The organism is Streptantibioticus ferralitis (assembly GCF_029223525.1).
Lineage (GTDB): Bacteria > Actinomycetota > Actinomycetes > Streptomycetales > Streptomycetaceae > Streptantibioticus_A > Streptantibioticus_A ferralitis.
Window position 1 is genome coordinate 51,262 of record NZ_JARHTQ010000035.1, and the last position, 21,882, is coordinate 73,143.

General features: G+C 69.3%; 13 protein-coding genes and 3 pseudogenes. 12 read left to right on the plus strand and 4 right to left on the minus strand.

Going from position 1 to position 21,882, the window contains the following annotated elements; all coding sequences use genetic code 11:
• Window positions 1-6: 6 nt before the first annotated feature.
• The 5 genes and pseudogenes from P2L57_RS33850 to P2L57_RS33865 all read left to right on the plus strand — a co-directional run.
• Window positions 7-129, plus strand: a pseudogene (locus P2L57_RS33850) (dCTP deaminase); the annotation flags it as partial.
• A 1,554-nt stretch (window positions 130-1,683) separates the two neighbouring features.
• Window positions 1,684-3,471 (plus strand): annotated as a pseudogene (locus P2L57_RS40960) (amino acid adenylation domain-containing protein); the annotation flags it as partial.
• Between the two features lie 134 nt (window positions 3,472-3,605).
• Window positions 3,606-3,821 (plus strand): phosphopantetheine-binding protein, encoded by a 216-nt coding sequence (locus P2L57_RS41275; protein WP_504987675.1) that lies wholly within the window; start codon window positions 3,606-3,608, stop codon window positions 3,819-3,821.
• 156 nt (window positions 3,822-3,977) lie between these two features.
• Complete coding sequence (locus P2L57_RS33860) at window positions 3,978-4,100, plus strand: hypothetical protein (protein WP_275821190.1); 123 nt, start codon at window positions 3,978-3,980, stop codon at window positions 4,098-4,100.
• 148 nt (window positions 4,101-4,248) lie between these two features.
• A complete protein-coding gene (locus P2L57_RS33865; protein WP_275821192.1) occupies window positions 4,249-5,466 on the plus strand; it encodes a serine hydrolase domain-containing protein in 1,218 nt (405 codons plus the stop codon).
• Between the two features lie 37 nt (window positions 5,467-5,503).
• On the opposite strand, the gene P2L57_RS33870 is transcribed toward P2L57_RS33865, so the two are convergent.
• The gene (locus tag P2L57_RS33870) at window positions 5,504-5,827 is read right to left on the minus strand and encodes a lipase family protein (RefSeq protein WP_275821194.1); all 324 of its coding nucleotides are present in this window, start codon (window positions 5,825-5,827) and stop codon (window positions 5,504-5,506) included.
• Between the two features lie 1,332 nt (window positions 5,828-7,159).
• On the opposite strand from P2L57_RS33870, the gene P2L57_RS33875 reads away from it, so the two are divergent.
• Together P2L57_RS33875 and P2L57_RS33880 are read left to right on the plus strand one after the other, a co-directional pair.
• Window positions 7,160-7,732: a YceI family protein gene (locus P2L57_RS33875; RefSeq protein ID WP_275821196.1), complete on the plus strand. Its 573-nt coding sequence runs from the start codon at window positions 7,160-7,162 to the stop codon at window positions 7,730-7,732.
• A 181-nt stretch (window positions 7,733-7,913) separates the two neighbouring features.
• Window positions 7,914-8,192 carry a hypothetical protein gene (locus P2L57_RS33880; protein ID WP_275821198.1) on the plus strand — a complete coding sequence of 93 codons (279 nt, stop codon included), beginning with the start codon at window positions 7,914-7,916 and terminating at the stop codon, window positions 8,190-8,192.
• 663 nt (window positions 8,193-8,855) lie between these two features.
• On the opposite strand, the gene P2L57_RS33885 is transcribed toward P2L57_RS33880, so the two are convergent.
• Both P2L57_RS33885 and P2L57_RS41210 read right to left on the minus strand, forming a co-directional pair.
• Entirely contained in the window at window positions 8,856-9,002 is a 147-nt protein-coding gene (locus tag P2L57_RS33885; RefSeq protein WP_275821200.1) for a hypothetical protein, read from the minus strand.
• Between the two features lie 787 nt (window positions 9,003-9,789).
• A pseudogene (locus P2L57_RS41210) lies at window positions 9,790-9,867 on the minus strand (tyrosine-type recombinase/integrase); the annotation flags it as partial.
• An 899-nt stretch (window positions 9,868-10,766) separates the two neighbouring features.
• On the opposite strand from P2L57_RS41210, the gene recQ reads away from it, so the two are divergent.
• From recQ to P2L57_RS33905, 4 genes are all read left to right on the plus strand, one after another.
• Window positions 10,767-12,857 carry a DNA helicase RecQ gene (gene recQ, locus P2L57_RS33890; protein WP_275821202.1) on the plus strand — a complete coding sequence of 697 codons (2,091 nt, stop codon included), beginning with the start codon at window positions 10,767-10,769 and terminating at the stop codon, window positions 12,855-12,857.
• Between the two features lie 240 nt (window positions 12,858-13,097).
• Window positions 13,098-15,350 (plus strand): heavy metal translocating P-type ATPase, encoded by a 2,253-nt coding sequence (locus P2L57_RS33895; protein WP_275821219.1) that lies wholly within the window; start codon window positions 13,098-13,100, stop codon window positions 15,348-15,350.
• Window positions 15,351-15,534: 184 nt separating this feature from the next.
• On the plus strand, window positions 15,535-17,193 hold the full coding sequence (gene pgi, locus P2L57_RS33900; RefSeq protein WP_275821222.1) for a glucose-6-phosphate isomerase: 1,659 nt from the start codon (window positions 15,535-15,537) through the stop codon (window positions 17,191-17,193).
• A 67-nt stretch (window positions 17,194-17,260) separates the two neighbouring features.
• The gene (locus P2L57_RS33905) at window positions 17,261-17,902 is read left to right on the plus strand and encodes a rhomboid-like protein (RefSeq protein WP_275821204.1); all 642 of its coding nucleotides are present in this window, start codon (window positions 17,261-17,263) and stop codon (window positions 17,900-17,902) included.
• Between the two features lie 56 nt (window positions 17,903-17,958).
• Here P2L57_RS33905 and P2L57_RS40445 read toward each other — a convergent pair whose 3' ends face one another.
• On the minus strand, window positions 17,959-20,250 hold the full coding sequence (locus P2L57_RS40445; RefSeq protein ID WP_275821205.1) for a D-alanyl-D-alanine carboxypeptidase family protein: 2,292 nt from the start codon (window positions 20,248-20,250) through the stop codon (window positions 17,959-17,961).
• 628 nt (window positions 20,251-20,878) lie between these two features.
• Here P2L57_RS40445 and P2L57_RS33915 point away from each other — a divergent pair.
• Window positions 20,879-21,583 carry a GOLPH3/VPS74 family protein gene (locus tag P2L57_RS33915; RefSeq protein WP_275821207.1) on the plus strand — a complete coding sequence of 235 codons (705 nt, stop codon included), beginning with the start codon at window positions 20,879-20,881 and terminating at the stop codon, window positions 21,581-21,583.
• Window positions 21,584-21,882: the final 299 nt, after the last annotated feature.

The following is a 21,882-nucleotide window of genomic DNA, read 5'->3' on the forward strand; positions in this document are numbered from 1 at the left end:
TGGACCGGCGACCGCACCACGGGCGCCCTCGGTGTCTGGGTCCACGTATCCGCGCCGCTCGGCCACCAAGGCCACGCCATCCGCTGGACGTTGGAGATCCGGGCCGCCCGCGCCGTGCGCGTCAATCCGCAGCCGCCCGGCGGGACGCGGTCTCCAGAGCGCTCCTTGTCGAATGCGCCGCCGATTAATTCACCACTGTTGACACCTATGGTGATCTGGCTCAAGATGTAGCCGTCCCGGTCCACCGCCGCATGGAGGGGGCGTGCCATGGGCGTCGGCACAGCACCGTCCAAGGAATGGCCGGGATAACCCGCATGACCTTCCCGAATGCCACGGCCAGCACGGGCCGCCTGGTGTCCGGGGCCCGGACCGGCCTGTCGCTGCTCCGCGCCCTGGGCGTGATGCTCTCCCCACTGGCCACCGGGGTCGCTCGCGAAACCCTCCCCCGCACAGCCCGCCGTCCCGACACCACCGACCAAAGAGCTCACATGCGAATCAACAGCTCCGCCGCGGCATGGTCGCCCAATTCCGCTTTTAGATCGCCCCCGAACGGAAGTCATGTCCGAATGGGCCTTCACAGGAGATCGGTAGGCCTGACCGAATCCCGGAGACCAGAGCTGTGTTGGCGCACCAGGAGGTCATCATCACCACATGGGTTCGACGGGGAACAAGCTTTTTGCATCACGACGATATGGTCCGGTGACTGACGCTTACATTCGGTCAAATACCGCTGCTGGACCATGCCCATGACCGCGATAAAGGAAGTTGACGTTGATTCATCAGACCAGCAGCGACCGGCTCGGAAGGTCGAAGTCGGACCTCGCCATGGAGCAGTCGTACAGTAGATCGGTCTCCGGGCTTGAATGGCTGTTCTTGGGCATAGCGCCCGACCGCAGCGTTATCAACCTTCTCATCGAAGGGGACGGCGGGTTGCGGCCCGATGAATTGACCCGCGCCGTAGCCGTTGCCTCGGCAGCCAACCCGGGTTCTCGGCTGGTGCTTGAGGACAAGCGCTGGGTGGACAGCGGGAAGGCACCCGGAGTACGTGTCCTTGATGAGGAACCGTTCAATTGGGAGCGTCTCGACTCACCAGCGCTGCGTACCGAGTTGACCGAATCCGGTCCGACCTGCGAAGTACTGCTGTTTCCAGGTGCTTCGACGATCGTGGTGTTCCGCGCGGCGCACGCCGTGATGGACGGGCGCGGCCTACTGATGTGGGCCACCGACGTATTCAGGGTGCTGCGCGGCCACGACCCGGTGGGAGCGACCTCCCGCATCAACAGCGAGGATCTGATAAGGAAGATATGCGCACCCGATGCCCCGCCACCGGTATCCGGAATACCCACGATGGAATTCGCCTCCCCGCTCGGCCCGCGCCCGGCCAACTCACCGGGCCCGCTGTGGCGGCGTAGAACAGTCGACGGAACCCACCTCGGCGCCACGGCAAAGGTGATCGCGGCACTCGCCGCGTCATACGGCCCCGGCCGATTCATCGTGCCGGTGGATCTGCGCCGCCACACCCCTGGCATTCGGACGACCGCGATGCTGGCCCACGCCCTCTATCTGGAAGTTCGTGCTGGCGACGGCTGGGAGGAGGTGCAGCGCGAGATGCTGACCGGCATGGCCGAACGCCGGGAGCTGGCCACCGGCGCGGACCCCGTTGTCATGGAGGTGCCTCTGCCAATGCTCCGCGTGGGCGCCGAAGACCGGGACAAGAACGCGGCACAGAACAACAGTTACCCCGGCAGGGCCTTCGTCTCCCATCTGGGCACCGTCGACCTCGACGAGCTGTCCGCCATCGACTTCCGCGCGACCTCCGTCTACGCCCTGGGCAACAACAACCCCGGCAGCCCGCCGGAAATCGACCTGGTCGAAACCCTGGGGCGCACGGAGATCACGCTCACCTGGCATGACGGCCCCGGCGTCGCAGCCCGGGCCAACGCGCTGCTCGACACCATCGAGGAAGCGCTCTCCCCTCGCGAGTACCGCCAGTGGGCGGGTAACCGCACGCAACGGGTACTGCCCAGTGAGCACTCGGTGGTCCGGCTCTTTCGCGAGCAGGTCGAGCGGACCCCGGACCAGATCGCCCTCAGTGGACCGGAAGGCGCGATCAGCTATGCGGAGTTGAGCCGCCGGGCCGACGCGGTCGCCGCGGAGCTGCGCCGCCGCGGCGCGGGCCCGGGAACGGTGGTCGGCCTGCTGGCCGGACGCACCGTGGCCGCCATCGCCGGACTGTGGGGCGTGCTGCGCGTCGGCGCCTGCTACCTCCCACTCGACGTACGCCACCCCGACCTGCGCCTGACCGAGCTGCTCACCGATGCCGGGAGCGCGTACTGCCTGGTCGAGCACCTCTACGCCGAGCGCGACTGCATCCCCGACAGCTGCCAGCCACTGCCCCTGGACGACCTGACAGCCGCTGGCGGGCCGTCGGCCGAGGACGCGGATGCCGATGTCAGCCCAAGCGACCTCGCTTACATCATCTATACCTCCGGGTCGACAGGGCGGCCGAAAGGTGTGCAGATCGAGCACCGCAATCTGGTCAACTACGTCCACTGGGCCACCCGCGAGTTCGGCGTCGACGACCAGACCCGGCTGCCCCTGCTGACCTCACCGTCCTTCGACGTCTCGGGCACCTCCGTCTTCCTGCCCCTGCTGGCCGGCGGCCAAATCATCTTGATGCGCGACGACCCCCACCACCTCTCGCTGCGCCACCTGCTGACGGACTCCGGCGCCAACGCCCTCAACCTCACCCCCTCCCACCTCGACCTCATCGGCCGACTCGACCTGGCACCGACCGGCTACCGCAGCATCATCGTCGTGGGCGAACAACTCCGCGTCGAAGTCGCCACCCGCGCCCAGGAAATGTTCGGACCCCACTGCCGGATCATCAACGAGTACGGACCCACCGAAGCGACCATCGGCTGCACCGCCCACACCTACAAACCCCCAACCGACAGCACCGCATCGGTCGTGCCCATCGGCCTCCCGGCAGACAACACCACGGTGTTCCTCCTCGATGCCGAACGCCGCTTCGTCGCCCCCGGCGAGGTGGGCGAGATGTACCTGGGCGGCGCGCAACTGGCCCGCGGCTACCTCGGCCGCCCGGACCTGAACCGCGAACGCTTCCCCACCCTGGCCGACGGCACTCGCGTCTACCGCACCGGCGACCTGGCCCGCCTCCTGCCCACCGGGGAACTGGAGTTCATCGGACGCATCGACGACCAGGTCAAGGTACGCGGCCACCGCGTCGAACCAGCCGAGGTGGCACAGATCCTGGAAGACCACCCGGCCGTCGACCGCGCCGTCGTCGTAGCCCGCAGCAGAACAGGCCCGACCAGCAAGGCCCTCTACGCCTACGTCCTGGCCAACACAGCCGTGGGCGAAAGGCAGTTGGCCGACCATCTGGCCGCGCGACTGCCCGCCTACATGGTGCCCGCCGCAACCGTCGTGGTCCCCGAACTGCCCTACACCGTCAGCGGCAAGGTGGACATACGAGCCCTGCCCGACCCCTTCGAGGCCAACCCGACACCGCTGTCGGCGGCCACGCCGAGACGGAAGACCCCCTGCAAGGAGCGGTGGCACAGATCTGGGCCCGCACCCTCGGCGTGGACCGCGCCCGACTGGACGGACAAACAAACTTCCACCGGCTCGGTGGCGACTCGGTCTCGCTGCTGGCAATGCTCGCCGCAGTCAGCAGTGAACTACTGGCGACCGGAGGAGAGGACGCCCTCATGGCGGAACTGCCCGTGATCCTCCGCGAACCCACGCTGGAGAGCGTGGCCGGAATGGTCCGCCAGGCACGCGATGAGGCAGGCACCTGACGTCAATCTGCGGCGTCAAGTAGCCGAGGGGAGTCTCACCCCTCGGCTCTCGCAGAACGGTGCGTAGCAGTCGCCCGTTACACGGCTCTCGTCCTCCTGATCGTCAGACCACCGCAACACACGCCGTCACGGTGGAGCGCCGCGCACGTTCGCCAAATGGCAACCGTGGGCGACGACATGGTCTTCGAGACGCTGATGGAGGCGTTCTGGCTGGCTGTCGACGCGCGCGCCCACATCACCACCACGCCTACGGACCCGAAGGGCAGGCACGATGCCTGATCGCCATCACGCCCAGGACACCCCAGGCGGCGAGCTGGGAGCCCCCGGGGGCATATCCGCCGCCCTGTCCCGACCAGCGGTCGACGTGCCCGAGCCGACCCCGAACGCCCACGCCCGATCAGCTGCTTCATCCGATACCCGGGCAGCGTTGTCTGCCGCTGCGCCCCGGCCGGAACCGGGCCCTCCGGGTCTTGGGAAACTGTGGGCGCAGCGCGGTGTACGGCGCACCGTCATCGCCCTGCCGGTGGCGTTCGGCGTACTGGTCGCCGCCTCCTACACCGCCACCGCGCTACTGAACATCCCTTCCCCGCCCATACTGGTGCGACTGCTGTCCACCGAACCCTCGCGACAGGGCGACCTGTTCGCCACCCGCACGGTGCCCGCCTCGACCACGCCGACACCCCTGCCGGTGCGCAACACGCGGCTGCCCGGCAGCGTGCCGTGGAAGGGCCAACGGATACCGGTCGCGCAGTTCCTGACCACCACGCGCACCAATGCGTTCCTGGTACTGCGCGACGGCCGACTGGCACACGAGTGGTACCGCGACGGGATCGGACCGACAACCCGCCTGTCCTCCTGGTCGGCCGCCAAATCGGTGGTGTCCTTGCTGGTCGGACAGGCCATCGGGGCAGGCAAGCTCCACGAGGAGGACCGCTTGGTCGACCTCCTGCCGCAGCTGAAGACCGGCGGGGACTACGACGCCATCACGGTGCGGAACCTGCTGGACATGACCTCGGGGGTGGACGTTCCGGAGAACTACGACGAGTACTACCCGCTGACCGGTACCGCCCGTATGTACCTCACCCGTGATCTGCCCGGCTTCGCCCGCGACCACCGCGGCATGCTGTACCCGCCGGGCAGCAAAGGCACCTACCGCAGCATCGACACCGAACTCCTCGGCCAGGTCCTGGCCAAGGTCGAAGGACAGCCGCTGGCCGACCTCCTGGCACGCGGCATCTGGGCGCCGATGGGCGCGCAGGACAGCGCGACCTGGAACCTGGACCACGAAGGCGGCGACGAAAAGGCGTTCTGCTGCATCAACGCCACAGCCCGCGACTACGCCAAGGTCGGACAACTCGTCCTGGACGACGGGCAGTTCCACGGCAAGCGAATCATCCCCCATGCGTGGATCAAACGCATCGCCACCCCCGCACCCCACCAGGTGGACGGCTGGGGCTACTCCGCCCAGTGGTGGCACCCCCCGGGCGGCGACGGCAAGGACTTCTCCGCCATCGGCGTCTACGGCCAGTACATCTACGTCAACCCCGCGACGAAAACCGTCATCGTCAAACTCAGCGACTACGGCGATCAGCAAGACGAAGAGGAAACAATCGACGCCCTACGCGCCATCGCCAAGGCCGGCTGACCGGCACCAATCGCCGCTCCTCGGGACCCCCGTGGTCTCACCACCGGGTTGTGCCCAGCGCCCGGGCCGCAGCACGGATGTCCGGGCCGAGCGTGTTGTAGCCGACCGCGATGAAAGGGCCCACGCCGCAGCCGCGCAGCCCTCGCTGAAGCGGCGAGACAACCGATGCCCTATCGGCCAGCCCGTGCACCAACAGCACCGGAATCCCGGCATCGGCCGACGGCGCTTGCAGGACACGGCCCAACCGTCCGGTCAGCTGCCCGACGCCACCCGCGGCCAGCTCCAGTGGGAGCCGGACCAAGCGCATGGCCGCCCTGCCCGCCTCGGCACCGGCGCCATGCACCGGCGGCAGCCCCGGCACCGACAGATGCGGCCCGAAAGGAGTGCCCGTAGCCGTTCACCGTCCCTGCGCAAGCCCCCCTCTTTCCCCACGGAGAACGTCGCGCGCTCCGGTTCGATTCCCCGGCCACCGCAGCGGTTGCCTGTGGTCAACGCTGGAGATGACCAGGCAGTCCACGCCGGCGCAGCCGCCGACCACCCCGAACCTCTGCCCATCGCTGGCATCGACGCCGAGGCGAAAGTGAGCGCCGCCGCCCTCGTCGGACCAGCTCGGCTTCGATGCCGTCGAGCCGGCACCCTCGCGACAGCTGGCGCTCGAGCCGGAAACCCCCGCTTTCGTGATGTCTTACGTGGACGGCCCCGGCGCCCTGATCGCCTTCTGCCCAACCTCGGCAAGCCCGGCGCCCCGCGCCTATCCCCGGCCCGAAGACGGAGCGCAGGGGGAGGTCCCGGGCGCCCGCGGGGGAGATCTCGTCGGTGGAGACGTCGTCGCCCACCTTGAGGAGCACCGGGGCCTCGATACGGTCCGGCGGCGGTGCGAGGCCCGGCAGCGAGGCGATGTTCGGCCCCTTGATCAGCTTTTCCCCGGCGGTCTGCTCGGCGGGCAGCTGCGAGGTCTCCGACGCCAGCAGCACCGCTCCGCACCCGCTCCGCACCCGTGCCCTGGACGAGGGCGGCCGTGGTCTTCCGTCTCCGTGGCCTCTGCGGTCTCCGCCGCCTCGGCTACAGACTGCTCGCCTTCCGTCGGGGCAGCCTCGGGTTCCTGGGGTGCCCGTTCGGTGTTGTTCACGTGTTCACCTCCTTCCCGCGGTGCACAGTTGGAGTCCTGGCATCGATCGCCTGGAGCCCTCAAAGCCCGGAAGCGCACACCTTTGCACTCTTTGCGTCTTTTGTCCTATTCCTTGGGAGTGGCGATGCCAACGGGCCCTGGGTCGAGAGGGGCCCTTTGAACCGGCCCCGGGGCTTCACACCCGACCGGCGCCTTCCCCCACCCGTCTGTGCTGGACAGTGAGTTGGCCGGCCTCGTCCTGGCGCGGAGCCGAAGGGATCGCGGTGGCCCGGGCCGTACGGTCGACAGGTCCGTCCGCGGCTCGTCGCTCGTCAGCGGGGCGTGCCGGGGCTTGCGGCTCGAAGGACGCTGATCGGCACGTACCGGCGGCGAGCCCGTCCGTGCCTCGCCCGGCGGGTCCCGCGGTACGCGCCGACAAAGGGGGCGCCGCGGCCGCGTCCCGGTGTATCCGGCTTTGCTGCGGCGTCATCTCGGCCCACGGACGAGGGGCACGGGGCAGGGACGGGGACACACCGACGGGCTGCCTCGACGGCCAGGTCCGCATCCGCCCGTACCCTCGGCGCTGTGACGCTGACAGACGGAACGTACCGGCTCGGGCCGTCGACCGCCCGCCTCCTGATCAAGACCGGCCGCGCCGGACTGGGCCGCAGGGTGGGGCACGACCTCACGATCGAAGCCACCCGATGGTCCGGGGAAGCGGTGGTGGTCGTCGGCGACCCGGACAAGTCGTCGGTGAGTGTGACAGTCGAAACGGGCTCGTTGGAGGTCCGGGAGGGAGTAGGCGGGCTGAAGCCGCTCACCGACGCCGACCGGGCCGAGATCAAACGGACGCTGGGCGACAAGGCCCTGCTGCACACCGCAGAACACTCCACGATCACCTTCCGTTCCACCCGCATCACCGGAACCCCGCAGTCTTTCGAGATCACCGGGGACCTCACCATCAAGGGCCGGACCCACCCGGTGACGGTGAACGGCAAGGGGAATGGCAACAGGCTCCTGCGCGGCTGGGCGACGGTCACGCAATCCACTTGGGGCATCAAGCCCTACTCCGCATTCCTGGGCGCGTTGCGGCTGGCCGACGAGGTCCGGGTGGAGTTCGAGGCCGTAGGGCTCGAACTGGTGGACGGACCTGGCTAGGTGGTTCGCTGGAAGTGCGGTCATGAAACTGTGGGCCGTCCGTGGCTGGTCTCCCCCACGCGGCGAAGCCGCAACGTGTCACAGCCCCACGCCCTCTCCGGGCGCGACACCGCAGCGGAACTCGCCGCATCCGCTCAGCCGCTGCAGGCGAGTGGGCAGCGTGGCCGCCTACCGTGGAAGCATGAGCGAGATCGTCGTCGTGTACGAACTCGACAAATCGGTCGCCAAGCGAACCGCTCCGGGCGTGCCGCGTGGCGAGGACCTGCCCGTACACCGGGTACACGCGGCGCCCGCCGCTCCAGGGACGCCCGCCGCAACCGGACCACGCACGCTGTGCGGCAAGGACACCTTCGCCATGGAGACGGCCTGCTGGAAGCCCTCCGAGCCCGGGGCACCGTGGTACCCCGTGGAGTACGCATCCGTGGTCTGCCCCGACTGCGATGCCGTGATCGAGACCTGACCGGTATGCCGACTTCCCGGTCGGCGCTGCGTCGCTGAGAAGATTCCGTCGCCATTGCCACATCCGCATGCTCGTGCCACGCGTCCTGGCCACGGTCGATCCCCCTTGCGAGCACCGACGGAGTGCGGCGCTGCCGCACAAAACGGGAGCCGACATGCCCGTGGTGGCCCACCCCTCCGGCGCGTCGTCTGCGGGGCTGCGCCCTGGCTGGCCCGCCTCCGGTCGACGCTCTCGCACACCGACACGGTGGAAGGCAGCGCCTTGTCGTTGCGGAGCACCGCCAAGGCGTCGGCACTGCTGACACATCGACACTGGCCAGGCCGCCTCGCCCGGATCGCTGTTGATCACCGTCAGCTGGGCCTCGTGCGCCTTCGTGCCGAGCCTTCCTGGCGTTTGCCCGAAGCCCGACCTCCACCCGGACTTCTTCGGTGAGCCATTGACCCCGAGCGGTGCCCGTCCCCTCAGGACGGGCACCGCTCGGGGATCTCATTGGGGACGCACCTAAGGCCATGGTCGCGGTGTAGGGCGACATGGCCGGAGCAAGCTGCACTCCAGGGGCCAGGCCGAGAGCAACGAGGGCGTCGGGCAGGCGCACAATTCACGGCCTTGGCCGCAGAGGCTCTGGCCCCTGGAGGACGTATCACGGCCGTACTGCCGGACGTCCTACGCAGCGGGAGCCGGTACCGGCAGTGGCGCGATCATGTGACGGGTCTTGTCGCGGTGGAAGACGTCCGCTCGCGCGGGATCTTCGATCAGCACACGGACGTCGATGTCCTTCTCCTCTCGGCCCTTCGACGCAGGGACGGTCACGCGGGTAACGTCGCCTGGTGGCCGGAGACGGTGGATGAATCCACGTCCATCGTGGTGGATCTCTTTAATGTGGCCGTCGGAACAGTAGTGGACAATCGAGACCCCCACGAGGGGCGAAATATCCCCTATCTCACCGCTCGCCAGCTGCCTCCGACCGGGACTGTCGGGGCCCCTGAACGGAAGCGGAAGTTAAGTGGACGGCTGTTCAACCCTCCCTTCGTCGTGGTACGCCGAACATCCCGCCCCGGGCAAGGTTTCGACGGAACGGGCAGGGGCGCCGGAGTGCTCGTCACTGCCGATGTGCCTATCGCCGTCGACAACCACCTCATAGTCCTGTCCCCCAAGCCAGGAATCAGAGCGGAGTGCACGGAACTCCTGGGCAGATTGGCAGAGCCGCAGACGGGGAAGTGGCTGGATGAACGCATACGGTGCCGTCATCTAACGGTGTCAGCAGTACGGGCCCTCCCTTGGAGCTGATGACCTCATTAGGGGCTATTAGCTCTAGTCGCTGACCTCCGTAGATTTCTCTGCGAGTTGATCGACACAGCACGTCTGCTGACAGGCCATCGGCCGACCGGACCATTCTTCGGATGAGGGTGTGCGACCGTCTTGTGTCGACGGCTACGAGACGCAGTAGGTCGCTTCGATCGTGACCCGCCCGCCGCAAAACCGCAGCTCACGCCCATTCCCATCTGTCTGGTCCCCCGCTGGGGGCACCAGCACAAACGCCCCGGACCGATCATGGTCCGGGGTGTTTGGCATCAGGGTCCGACATCGACGGCGGCGGTCAGCCACGGTCGACCCGCCGTTTCAGCAGGCGGTCCATGTGACTGATGGCCTCGCGCTGAGTGTCCTGTGCGACGTGCGGTGCCCCTCGGGTGCCTCATCGGGCCCGCCGAACCACTCAACTGAGGCGTCAGACGGTGTGGATCGGGCACCGCTCGTTGGCCGCGAGGTGCACAGTCCCCTCTCAGATGTAGCAGCCTCCGTCCAGTCATCCTGTGTCGCCACAGGCGCGTTCGGCGGGATCGAGCGACAGCCTCAGGCTCACCGAGTAGTGGGCGCCCTCAGGGTCCTTGCTCTGGCGGTCTGCGGCGACGAGGCGAGAGGCGCGGTCGTCTTGCTGCGGGACAGCAGAATCGCCAGCGAAGGTTTCAAACCCGAAGCGGGGAGCCTAACCGACCCACGCACAACAGGCCGTCCGGCCCTCGCAACGTCGAACGTCACGGCATATGAAGGGAGAGAGAAGTTGGAGCATCAATGAGAGTGGAAAATGAAATGTCCAGCAAAGGAGCCCCGCGCCGCGGGATCATGCGAGCGGGCGGTCTCACCGCAGCAGCCGTGATGGCCACCAGCACGCTCCTCGGCGGCGCCGGCACAGCCCTGGCGAAAGCCGTCCCATACCAACGCACCAGGTATGGTCTCTGGAATGTCCAATGGCGGCGGCAGGTCCGTGCACACGATTGCGTGGTCCAACGCCTGCTGAACGTCTGCTGACCATACGGTTTGCGGTGTCCGGCGATCACAGTGAAGGCCGAGGCGGACATGGGCGAAGCGGTGACATCCACGTTTGACATCAACGGGCGTGGATGACCGCGTATCGGGGGGTGGCTCGGCCTGGACTCGCGGAAACCGACAAGGCACGCCATCAGGGCGGACAGGGCCAGCGGACGACGGGCGTCCAGCGCACGCGCTCCCCGGGCGGCGGTCCTCAGTTGTCCACAGGCGTCCTCGCACCCGCCGGGATTCTCCTAGCATGGCCGGATGACCGCCCTGGAAAACGTCTCCGCTGTCCCAGCCGCCCCAGCCGCCGCTGAGGCGGGCGATGCGCTGCCGGTGCTGCGTCGCGTGTTCGGGTATGACGCGTTCCGCGGGGAGCAGCAACAGATCATCGACCATGTGGTCAGCGGTGGTGACGCCCTGGTGCTGATGCCCACCGGTGGTGGCAAGTCGCTGTGCTACCAGATCCCGGCGCTGGTGCGGGCAGGCGTGGGCGTCGTCATCTCGCCGCTGATCGCGTTGATGCAGGACCAGGTGGACGCGCTGCGGGCGCTCGGAGTACGGGCCGGATTCCTCAATTCCACACAGGACTTCGACGAACGGCGGCTGGTCGAGGCGGAGTTCCTCGCCGGCGAGTTGGACCTGCTGTATCTGGCGCCGGAACGGCTGCAGAGCGAGGCGACGCTGAGTCTGCTCGACCGCGGTGAGATCTCGCTGTTCGCCATCGACGAGGCGCACTGCGTCGCCTCCTGGGGGCATGACTTCCGGCCGGACTACCTCACGTTGTCCGCGCTGCACGAGCGCTGGCCCAAGGTGCCCCGCATCGCGTTGACCGCCACGGCCACCAGGGCGACGCACGCCGAGATCGCGTCCCGGCTGAAGCTGGAGGACGCCCGGCACTTCGTGGCGAGCTTCGACCGGCCGAACATCCAGTACCGCATCGCGCCCAAGGACGACCCGAAGAAGCAGCTGCTGCACCTGCTGCGCACCGAGCACGCGGGAGACGCGGGCATCGTCTACTGCCTGTCGCGTGCCTCGGTGGAGAAGACCGCCGAGTTCCTGGTGCGCAACGGGATCGACGCGCTGCCGTACCACGCGGGGCTGGACGCGCGGACCCGCGCCGCCAACCAGTCGCGCTTCCTTCGCGAGGACGGTCTGGTGGTGGTCGCCACCATCGCGTTCGGCATGGGGATCGACAAGCCGGACGTGCGGTTCGTCGCCCACCTCGATCTGCCCAAGTCCGTCGAGGGCTACTACCAGGAAACCGGCCGGGCCGGACGGGACGGCCAGCCGTCCACCGCGTGGCTGGCGTACGGGCTCCAAGACGTCGTGCAGCAGCGCAAGATGATCGAGACCTCCGAGGGCGACGAAGCGCACCGGCGCCGTCTCTCCTCGCATCTCGACGCCATGCTGGCCCTGTGCGAGACGGTCGACTGCCGCCGGGTGCGGCTGCTGGCGTACTTCGGGCAGCAGGGCGACGCGTGCGGCAACTGCGATACGTGCCTGTCGCCCCCGGAGTCGTGGGACGGGACGGTCGCCGGGCAGAAGCTCCTGTCGACCGTGGTCCGGCTCAAGCGCGAGCGGAACCAGAAGTTCGGCGCGGGGCAGATCATCGACATCCTGCTCGGCAAGAAGACGGCCAAGGTCATCCAGTTCGACCACGACGCGCTGAGCGTCTTCGGGATCGGTACGGAGTTGCGCGAGGCGGAGTGGCGCGGCGTGGTGCGCCAGCTGCTGGCGCAGGGCCTGCTCGCCGTCGAGGGGGAGTACGGAACGCTGGTGCTCACCGACGCGAGCGGCGAGGTGCTCCGCGGGCAGCGCAAGGTCATGCTGCGACGCGAGCCGGAGCGGCCGACGCGGGCCGCGAAGGAAGCGAAGAGCGCCAAGGCCGGGCGCAAGGCCCCTGTCGACCTGCCGGAAGAGGCGGTGCCGGTGTTCGAGCTGCTGCGGGCCTGGCGTGCGGCCACCGCGAAGGAGCAGGGCGTACCGGCGTATGTGATCTTCCACGACGCGACCCTGCGGGAGATCGCGACCACGTTCCCGGGCAGCCTGGACGAGCTCGGCACGGTGAACGGCGTCGGCGAGAACAAGCTCGCGAAGTACGGGCAGCAGATCCTGGACGCCCTGTCCGACCTCTCGCCGAAGGCGAATCAGGACCCGGCCCTCTCCGCAGGGTCAGCGCCCTCCGCAGGCCCGGCGCCCTCCGCAGTGCCCGCACCGTCCGCCGATTCGGCCCCGTTCCCGGACGTCGACCCGGACCCGTTCGCGGACACCGGCCCCTTCGGTGACGGGGACCCGTTCGGTGACGCGGACCCGTTCGACGACATCGCCCCGATCCCGGACGGCGATCACTAGCCCTCGCCCCCGACGATCGCCATCCCTGCGCTCCTGGCCGTCCCCCGGCGCCAGGAGCGCAGCCGATTTCCGGGCACGGAGCGCGAGGCGCGTGAAGAGTGCCTCCCTCGGAATACCCCTAGGGGGTATATGGTTGTCTGGAGCGTAAGGTTCCGCCAGACCATCCGGGAGTGAGCGTCGATGACCACCCCACCCGCCGCGAACACGACCAGCAGTGCCGTCGCGGCCACGGCAACCGACATGGCCGCGAAGACAGCCGAGGCCGAGTTGGAGATCGGCGGGATGACCTGCGCCTCCTGTGCCGCCCGGATCGAGAAGAAGCTCAACCGGATGGACGGCGTCACCGCCACCGTCAACTACGCCACCGAGCGGGCCAAGGTCACATACGACCACGGCCTCACCGTCGCCGACCTCATCGCGACCATCGAGGCCACCGGGTACACCGCCACCCTCCCCGCACCCCCGCAGGCCGAGGAGGCGCGGGAGGCGCCCGAGGGCGCGCCCGACGAGCTCGCGCCGCTGCGCCAGCGCCTGCTCACCGCCATCGTGCTCGCCGTCCCGGTGATCGCCATGGCCATGGTCCCGGCGCTGCAGTTCCGGAACTGGCAGTGGCTCTCCCTCACCCTCACCGCGCCCGTGGTGGCCTACGCCGCCTGGCCGTTCCACCGGGCCGCCTGGACCAATCTGCGGCACGGCGCGGCGACCATGGACACGCTGATCTCGATGGGCACGTTGGCGGCGTTCGGCTGGTCGCTGTGGGCGCTGTTCTTCGGGCAGGCCGGGATGCCCGGTATGAAGCACCCCTTCGAGCTGTCGATCTCACGTACCGACGGCGGCGGCAACATCTATCTGGAGGCCGCCGCCGGGGTGACCGCGTTCATCCTGGCCGGGCGGTACTTCGAGGCGCGCTCCAAACGTCGGGCGGGCGCCGCGCTGCGCGCCCTGCTGCACCTGGGCGCGAAGGACGTCGCGGTACTGCGCGGTGACCGTGAAGTACGCGTGCCCACTGCCGAGTTGACGGTCGGTGACCGGTTCGTCGTACGGCCCGGCGAGAAGATCGCCACCGACGGCGTGGTCCTGGACGGCACCTCGGCGGTGGACGCCTCGATGCTCACCGGTGAGTCCGTGCCCGTCGAGGTGGCACCCGGCGACCCCGTCACCGGCGCGACCGTGAACGCGGGCGGCCGGATCGTCGTCCAGGCCACCCGGATCGGTGCGGACACCCAACTCGCCCGGATGGCCAAACTGGTTGAGGACGCGCAGAACGGCAAGGCCGCGGCCCAACGGCTCGCCGACCGGATCTCGGCGGTCTTCGTGCCCGCCGTCATCACGTTGGCGCTGGCCACCCTGGCCTACTGGCTCATCGTCGGCGCGGGCGCCACCGCGGCCTTCACCGCCGCCGTCGCCGTACTGATCATCGCCTGCCCGTGCGCCCTGGGTCTGGCGACGCCGACCGCGCTGATGGTGGGCACTGGACGCGGTGCGCAACTCGGCATCCTGATCAAGGGGCCCGAGGTCCTGGAGTCCACCCGCAGGGCCGACACCATCGTGCTGGACAAGACCGGCACCGTGACCAGCGGCGTGATGACACTCACTCACATCGTGACGGCCGACGGCGAGGACGAGGACCGGACGCTGCGGCTCGCGGGCGCCCTGGAGCACGCGGCGGAGCACCCGATCGCCAAGGCCATCGCCCGCGCCGCCGCGGAGCGGACCGGTCCGCTGCCCGCCCCCACCGAGTTCACCGCCGTGGCCGGAGTCGGCGTACGAGGCGTGATCGACGGACACACCGTGTCCGTGGGCCGGGAGCGGCTGCTGGACGCCGCGCTGCCCGCCGGGCTCAAGGAGGCCAGGGAACGCGCCGAGGCCGAGGGCCGCACCGCCGTCGTCGTCTCCTGCGACGGCGCGCCGCGGGCCGTGCTCGTCGTCTCCGATGCCGTCAAGCCCACCAGCGCCGACGCCGTCCGGCAGCTGCGCGCCCTGGGACTGACGCCCGTGCTGTTGACGGGCGACAACCGCAAGGCCGCGGAAGCCGTGGCCGCCGAGGTCGGCATCGCCGCCGACCAGGTGATCGCCGAGGTCATGCCGGAGGACAAGGTCGAGGCCGTCAAGCGGCTGCAGCGCGCGGGCCGCAGCGTCGCGATGGTCGGCGACGGCGTCAACGACGCGGCGGCGCTCGCCCAGGCGGATCTGGGCCTGGCCATGGGCACCGGAACGGACGCGGCCATCGAGGCCGGTGATCTGACCCTGGTGCGCGGGGACCTGCGGGTCGCCGCGGACGCGATCCGGCTCGCCCGCCGCACTCTCGGCATCATCAAGTCCAACCTCTGCTGGGCCTTCGGCTACAACGTGGCCGCGCTGCCGCTGGCCGCGGCCGGCCTGCTCAACCCGATGATCGCGGGCGCCGCGATGGCGTTCTCCTCGGTCTTCGTGGTGGGAAACAGTCTGCGACTGCGGAACTTCAAACCGGTGAACGACCAGTCCGACCGTTGAGCGACAAGCCGGTGAACGGCCGGCGGCACGCGGCTGCCGTTTGGATCCCGTTCTGCGAAGCGGCAGGTGAGCGGACGTAGGGTGACGACTGACGGCCATGGACAACAAGCCCACCGGCCTGCACGACCTCATCGGCCTGCACAACCCCACCGGCCCGGCCGCCGGTCGACGACGAGGAGCCACGATGCCCGACACCCCCGCAGACCACGCCGCCCGGCTGGACCGGCTGCCGCAGTGGGAAGCGCTCGGCAAGCACCGCGAGCAACTGGGGGAGGTGCACCTGCGGGATCTGTTCGCCGCCGACTCCGAGCGCGGCCAGCGCTACACCCTCGACGTCGGCGATCTGCGCATCGACTACTCCAAGCACCTGGTGACCGACGAGACGCTCGCCCTGCTGCGTCAGCTGGCCGAGGTCCGCGGAGTGGCCGCGCTGCGGGACGCGATGTTCCGGGGCGAGAAGATCAATGTGACCGAGAACCGCGCCGTGCTGCACATCGCGCTGCGTGCCCCGCACGACACGGTGATCGAGGTGGACGGCGAGAGCGTCATGCCCCGGGTGCACTGGGTGCTGAACAAGATGTGCCTGTTCTCGGAGAAGGTCCGCTCCGGCGAGTGGACCGGCCACACCGGCAAGCGCATCAGGAACGTCGTCAACATCGGCATCGGCGGCTCCGACCTGGGCCCTGCCATGGCGTACGAGGCACTGCGCCCCTACACCTCGCGCGACCTGCAGTTCCGCTTCGTCTCCAACGTGGACGGCGCCGACCTGCACGAGGCGGTACGGGACCTGGACCCGGCCGAGACGCTGTTCATCATCTCCTCGAAGACCTTCACCACCATCGAGACCATCACCAACGCCAAGTCCGCGCGCGGCTGGCTGCTGAAGGGGCTCGGCGGCGATGAGACCGCGGTGGCCAAGCACTTCGTGGCGGTGTCCACCAACGCGGAGAAGGTCGCCGAGTTCGGCATCAACACGGACAACATGTTCGAGTTCTGGGACTGGGTCGGCGGGCGCTACTCGTACGACTCGGCGATCGGCCTGTCGCTGATGGTCGCCATCGGGCCCGACCACTTCCGCGAGATGCTGGCCGGGTTCCACCTGATCGACGAGCACTTCCAGCTGGCGCCGATCGAGGCCAACGCACCGTTCCTGCTCGGTCTGCTGGGCGTCTGGTACGGCAACTTCCATGACGCCCAGACGCATGCCGTGCTCCCCTACAGCCACTACCTGTCGCGCTTCACCGCCTATCTGCAGCAGCTCGACATGGAGTCCAACGGCAAGTCCGTGGACCGGGAGGGCCACCGGGTCAACTGGCAGACCGGCCCCGTGGTGTGGGGTACCCCCGGCACCAACGGGCAGCACGCGTACTACCAGTTGCTGCACCAGGGCACCAAGCTCATCCCCGCCGACTTCATCGGCTTCGCCAAGCCGATCGCCGAACTGGGCGAGCTGGCCGACCACCACGACCTGCTGATGGCCAACTTCTTCGCCCAGACGCAGGCGCTGGCCTTCGGCAAGACCCCGGAAGAGGTCGCGGCGGAGGGCGTGCCCGCCGAGCTCGTACCGCACAAGACGTTCGTCGGCAATCGCCCGACCACCACCATCCTTGCCAAGGAGCTGACCCCCTCGGTACTGGGCCAGTTGGTCGCGCTCTACGAGCACAAGGTGTTCGTGCAGGGCGCGATCTGGAACATCGACTCCTTCGACCAGTGGGGCGTCGAGTTGGGCAAGGTGCTGGCCAAGCGGATCGAGCCCGCGCTGACCGAGGGTGCCGAGGTGCCGGGGCTGGACTCGTCCACCAGCGCGCTGGTGCGGGAGTACCGATCGCTGCGCGGTCGCTGACCCACCCCTCCTCCCATGCCCGGCGGGGGCGACGCTCCCCGCCGGGCATTTCGCCCATAATCCCGATATGGCGACCTTCCGGGCGGTACTTCGACTGGCGAGGGACTACGTACGGCGCGCGCCCGGCACTTTCGTCTGGCTGGCGATCCTGCTGGTCACCACGTATGCGGTGCAGCACTTCTCGCCGGAGTTCCAGACCCGGTTCCTGGAGCGGCGGTCAACGAATATCCACAACCTGTGGAGAACTCCGCTGCGCGTACTGCTCGGCAGCGCGCTCTATCTCGACGGCGGCAGTTGGCTGCTCTACTTCGTGCTCTACAACCTGTTCCATGTGCCCGCCGAGCGATGGCTGGGGACCTGGCGCTGGCTCGGCGTCGCGGCGATCTCGCACATCGGCGCCACCTACATCAGCGAAGGCCTGCTCCTGGTAGGCATCCGGTTCGGCTACGTACCGCCGTCGTCCGTCAACGTCAAGGACATCGGCGTCAGTTACGCGCTCGCGGGCGTCCAGGGCGTGCTCACGTACCGCATTCCGCGGCCCTGGCGACAGCTGTACGGCTTCTGCGTGCTGGTCTTCTACGGGCTCGCGCTGGTGCACGGCCGCGGTTTCACCGACATCGGGCACTTCACGGCCGTGCTGATCGGGCTCGCCTGCCTCCCGGTGGCCCGCTGGCAGCAGGAGCGGCACGCGGCGGTCCATGAAACGTGAAACCGCGGTCACCCAGCAGGGCGACCGCGGCTCCGTCGACCACGAACGGCTGATACTCAGCCGAGCCGGACCAACTTGCTGCCGAACGACGGTGCGTTCAGATCGGACTGCAGCGCGACCGGAACCCTGACCTGCCCCGGGCCGCTACCCACCGTCAGCGTGCCGACCTGGGTACCCGCCTTCGCCGAGTGCGGTACGCCGGTCGAACCGGCGCCCAGCGCGATGTCCACCTTGAGGCCGGACCAGCCCACCGCCTGGACGTCCTGCGTGGCGACCACCGACGTCCTGCCACCGAGACCGTCGTCGACGTAGCCGACGACATCGCCCTTCTTGATCACCTGTCCGGAGGTGAGGGACTGCTGGGCGGCCATGATGAGTTGGCGCCCGGCGGCCAGCACGGTGTCGATGATCGCGGGCTTGTACTGGCCCATCACCGCGCCGATGATCAGCTGGGTGGTGCCGCCCACCTGCTTCTCGGCGGCGAAGACCAGGTTTCCGCCCGCCTTGGTGCTGGTGCCGGTCTTGATGCCGACGGTGTTGTTGAGCGGCACCAGCCCGTTGTAGTTGCGGTAGTTGTCGCCGCTGGCCGCCTTGTACGACGGCTTCCTGACGATCTCCCGGAACACATCGTTGGTCATCGCCGTCCGGGCCAGCTTGATCTGGTCGATCGCGGTGCTGACGGTGGTGGCGTCCAGGCCGCTCGGGTCGGTGTACGTGGTGTTCGACATCCCGAGGTCCTTGGCGGCCGCGTCCATCTTCTTGACGAACTCGGCCTCCGAACCGCCGTCCCAACGCGCCAGCAGGCGAGCGATGTTGTTCGCCGACGGAAGCATGATGGCTTCCAGCGCCTCGTACTCGCTGATCTTCGAACCCGCGGTCACCTTGACCACCGACTCGTTCTCCCGGCTGACGTCGGCCGCCGCCTGCGGGTCGACCGGGATCATCGGCCCGGCCTCACCGTGCTTCAGCGGGTGGTCGCGCAGTATGACGTAGGCGGTCATGACCTTCGCGACACTCGCGGTGGGTACCGGCTTCTGCTCGCCGTACGAGCCCATGCTGCCGAGGCCTTCGACCTCCACCGCCGCCTGACCCTCGCTCGGCCACGGCATGGCGGGGGCCGCACCGCCGAAGGTGTACGAGGCGGGGCTGGTCAGCGTCAGCTTCGGGCTCGGTAGCGGACGCACCGCCTGCACCACACAGAAGATGATCGCCAGCAGCGCGACGATCGGTGTCCAGATCTTGACGCGGCGCACCGTCGTCCGCAGCGGGGTCTCCGGCGGCGGCGGCGTGTTGGTCAGCTCGGCCAGCAGCCTCAACGGTTCTCCGGGCGCGGGCGGCAGCGGCTGCTGCTTCGTCCGCTCAACGGATTCCGGTTCGGCCGCGGCGGCGGGGGCCTGAGCGGGCTTCGCCGTCGCGGAGTTGGACGCCGACGGCTGGGCGGGCTTCGCCGGGGCGGAGCTGGGTGCCGACGGCGGAGCGGGCTTCGCCGGGGCGGTCGCGGCCGAGGCCTGCGCGGGCGCGGGCATCGGCTGCGCGGGAGCGGGCTGCGCGACGGGGGTTGGCTTCGCGGGCGCGGTCGGCGAAGCGGTGGGCTGCGCGGTCGAGGGCTTCGCCGGGGACGTGGCAGCCGACGGCTGACCGGTCTTGGGCTCCGCGCTCGCTGGGGCCCTTCCGGGGCCGCTGGCGGCCGCGGGGGCCGGGGTGGCCGACTCCGGCTTGGGCTGCTCGGACTTCCGCTGATTCTCCGGCTTCGGCTGCTCGGAGCTCTCCGGCTTCCCCGGCTTCGACTGCTCGGAGCTCTCCGGCTTCCCCGGCTTCGGCTGCTCGGACTTCTCCGACGCGGGCTGCGACGGCGGCCGGTTCGCCTCCTCTGCGGATGCCGGTTCGGTCTCGGTGGCGGCCGCCTGAGCGGGCTTCGCCGACGTGGACTTGGGCTCCGACGACTGGGCGGGCTTCGCCGGAGCTTCGGCGGACGAGGCCCGCACGGCCTTCGCCGGGGCCTTCTTTGACGCGGGCTGGGCCGCGGGCTCGTCGGCGGCCTCCGCCGCGGCCGCCGGACCCGTCGCGTCGCCGGTGTCGGCCTTGGCCCGATCCCCGTCCTGCTTGCCACCCGCCGGCGTACCGGACTTGGCAGCAGCCTCGGCGGCGTCGTCAGCCCGCGGCGCGGCCGGAACGGTCGCGGCCGCACCGGCACCGGCACCCGGGCCGGAACGCGCCTTGCGGTCCCGTTCCGCTTCTGCTTCCGCCTCCGGTCCCTCTTGGCGTTCCGCAGACGAATCCGCCGCCGGTGCGGGCTCCTTGTCCGCCTCCGTGTCCGCCTCCGTGTTCGGCGCAGTCGGAGTCGGCACGCGCCCGCCGTTGGACGTAGCGGCGCGCTGCTTCGCATCAGCTTCCACTACGTCATCCGGCGTAGATTCGGCCCGGTCGTCCGCTGGGTGTTCGCGCCCGGCGCGCTCCGTGACCGCGGTCGCCGAGCGCGCCGTGCCATCGCCCGCGGGCACCCGGATCCGCATCGTCATCGTGGGCTCCGGCGCGCCATCGCGCGCCTCACCGTCGCCTGCCGCGCCGTCAGTTGACCCCTCGCGCCGCACCGCAAGCCTCGGGTCTACTTTGTCCCCATCTGCCCCCACACGCCTGGTCGTCTCCCCCGACGACTCCCGCTGTTCCGCCCTGCCGGGGGATTCGCCCGCCACCCAAGCCTCCCGTACACATCAGGCGGGGCGCCTCACCCGGCGCCCCGCTGCCGAAATCCAGTGTCCCGGACCAGTGTCCTGCGCGTGCCCGCGCCCTCGTCGCCAGACCCGCCGATCCCGTCGCAACCCGTCGAGAACCGCCGGTCCTCGCCACACGACGCCACCGCCACCCCGCTAGACGAGAACGACATACCTACCGGTTCCCGTAGATAAGGCAAAGGCACTCTCGACACATCGGTGTGAGAGGCGTCACCCTGTCATTCATCCACGCGGGGAGGCATGGATGGGCAGGAGCCGCAGAACAATTCCGGAGGAGCTGTTGCTGCTCGCCTTGGACCCGACCACCGGGACCACGGCGCAGCCGCAGTCGCTCGACCTTGGTCTGGCCGGGGCACAGCTAGTGGAGCTGGCCTTGGCGGGACGGATAGCCCCAGACGGGGATCGTATCGCCGTGGTGCACCCGCGGCCGACAGGTGATCCGACCCTGGACACCGCACTGGAACTGCTGCGCAGGCGCGGCAGCCCGGTGCGCGCCGTCCATTGGATCGGCGGGCCCCGGCTGGGGCTGCGCCAGACGTATCTCGCGCACTTGGAACGGTGCGACATGGTGCACGCCGTGCCGGGCCAGATGTGCGGGGTACTGCCGACGACTCGCTACCAGGCGACCGACAGCGCGGTCAGCCGGGAGATCAGGGCCCGGCTGGACAACGCGATCCGCACCGGCGTACCGCCGGACCCCCGGACCGCGGCACTGGCCTCGCTCGCGCACGCGGTGGGGCTCGGCAAGCATCTCTACCCCGGTAACGAGGGCCGGTCATCGCGATCGCGCCTACGGGACCTCATCAGGTACGACCCGATGGGCGGCTTGGTGGCGCACGCCGTGATGGACGTGCAGAACGGCGTGGCGGTCCAGCCACGACGGGCACCCGCTCAGGCGCAACAGGCCCGTGCCGTTGGTCGCGGCATGGCCAGGGCCGGAGCCCGCTGACGCCGATCGGCCGAGCCGACGCAAACACCCGCGGGACGCGTCCGACATCCACCGGACGAGATCGTCCGCGGGGCACAGATGGCCCGCACCCCCGTCCCCACGACCCGGTACGGGAGCCGCTGAAGCGCGCGTGGGTGGGGGGCCGGGGGACAACCCCGCCCCCCCCCCCCCCGGGTCCGGGGGACACCCCCCCTGATTTCGCCCACGCTTTGGCGAACGACTGTTCAAGCTGGGGCGGGGGAGAGCCGGGCCAGCACCCGGGCTCAGCGAGACCGGGCCACAAAAAAATAAAAAGACTC